Genomic DNA, 1,880 nt, shown 5'->3' on the forward strand with positions numbered 1-1,880 from the left:
GCCGCGCGGGGACCGCCGCCGGCCGGCCCGCCCCCGCTGCCCGACGCCCGCCCGGCGGCGACGCGCCCGGCGGGCACGCGCTCCCCCGTGCGGTCGCCGTAGCCACCGGACCGCGGGGCCTCGCGACCCGCACCCCGCCCGCCCCGGGACCCCTGCTGCACGGCCCGCTGCACCGTCTCCACGTCCATGCCGAGCCAGCCCGCGAGCATCCGGGTGTACTCGGGCCGCAGCGCGGTGTCGCGGATGCCGCCCGGGATCGGCGCCGCGGCGCGCAGCGCGGCCACCCGGCCCTCGGCGGTGTGCAGGTCGAACCCCTCGAGCGTCGTGCGGATGACGAACTGGAACAGCGGCTGCCGGGACCGCACGAGCGCACGCACCGCGTCCGGCCCCTGCGCCTGCCGGAGCTCGCACGGGTCCATGCCGCCGTCGGCCACCGCCACGAACGTCTGCGCGCTGAACGCCTGGTCCTCCCCGAACGCGCGCATCGCGGCCTTCTGGCCCGCGGAGTCGCCGTCGAACGTGAAGACCACCTCGCCGCCGACGGACTCCCCCGACGCGAGCTGGATGCCGCTGCCCGTCCCGCCCGCACCCATGAGCCGCCGCACGACGCGCGCGTGGTCGGACCCGAACGCGGTGCCGCAGGTCGCGACGGCGGTCCCGACGCCGGACAGGTGCATGGCCATGACGTCGGTGTAGCCCTCGACGACGACGACCTGCTTGTTCTTCGCGATCTCGCGCTTGGCCAGGTCGATGCCGTAGAGCACCTGGGACTTCTTGTAGAGCGCCGTCTCCGGGGTGTTGAGGTACTTCGGGCCCTGGTCCTCGTCGAACAGCCGGCGCGCGCCGAACCCGACGACGTCGCCCGTGACCTCCCGGATCGGCCACACCAGCCGCCCGCGGAACCGGTCGTAGAGCCCGCGGTTGCCCTGGCTCATGAGGCCCGTCGCGGTGAGCTCGGCCTCGGTGAACCCCTTGCCGCGCAGGTGCCGCAGCAGGGAGTCCCAGCCCTGGGGGGCGTAGCCGACGCCGAACTGCTCCGCCGCCGCGCGGTCGAACCCGCGCTCCGCGAGGAACGCCCGGGCGGTCGCCGCGCCGGGCGTGAGGAGCTGCTCGGCGTAGTACTCCGCGGCGACGCGGTGCGCCTCCAGCAGCCGCTGCCGCTTGCCGGGCTCGTGGCCCGGGCGCGGTCCGCCGCCCTCCTCGTACCGGAGCTGCACGCCGACCCGGCCGGCCAGGTACTCGACGGCCTCGGTGAACGGCAGCCCGTCGATCTTCTGGATGAAGTCGATGACGTCGCCGCCCTCGCCGCACCCGAAGCAGTGGTACAGCCCCACCTGCGGGCGGACGTGGAACGACGGGGACTTCTCGTCGTGGAACGGGCACAGGCCCTTCATCGAGCCGACGCCGGCGGACTTCAGCGCGACGTGCTCGCCGACGACGTCCTCGATCCGGGCGCGCTCGCGGACGCTCTGCACGTCCTCCCGCCGGATGCGTCCCGCCACGGGGACGATCCTAGGTCCCCGCAGCGGGCGAGCCGCCGTCGTCCCCAGCGGGCCGACGGCGGCTCGTGCCCGGCGCTCAGTACCGGAAGCGCGACACCCGGGCCTCGAGGTCGGCGGAGAGCTGCGCGAGCTCCACCACCGAGACACCGACCTGCCCCAGCACGTCGGACTGCGACGCCGCGGCGGAGGCGACGCCGGTGATGTTCGTGGCGATCTCCCCCGACCCCGTGGCGGCCTCGGCCACCGACCGGGACATCTCGTTGGTCGTGGCGGTCTGCTCCTCCACCGCCGACGCGATCGTCAGCTGGTAGTCGTTGATCGACGCGATGATCTGCGAGATCTCCCCGATCGCGGCCACCGCACCCGTGGTGTCGCCCT

Annotated in this window: 1 protein-coding gene and 1 pseudogene; both read right to left on the reverse strand. The window is 74.8% G+C overall.

Annotation, left to right across the window (positions count from 1 at the left end; translation table 11 throughout):
• The coding region (dnaG, locus tag AAHH18_RS18200) for a DNA primase (protein WP_343302592.1) at positions 1–1,502 on the reverse strand (1,502 nt) is incomplete at its 3' end.
• A 76-nt stretch (positions 1,503–1,578) separates the two neighbouring features.
• Positions 1,579–1,880: pseudogene (locus AAHH18_RS18205) on the reverse strand (methyl-accepting chemotaxis protein); the annotation flags it as partial.

Origin of the sequence: Cellulomonas olei, assembly GCF_039548315.1 — a bacterium.
Taxonomy (GTDB): domain Bacteria; phylum Actinomycetota; class Actinomycetes; order Actinomycetales; family Cellulomonadaceae; genus Cellulomonas.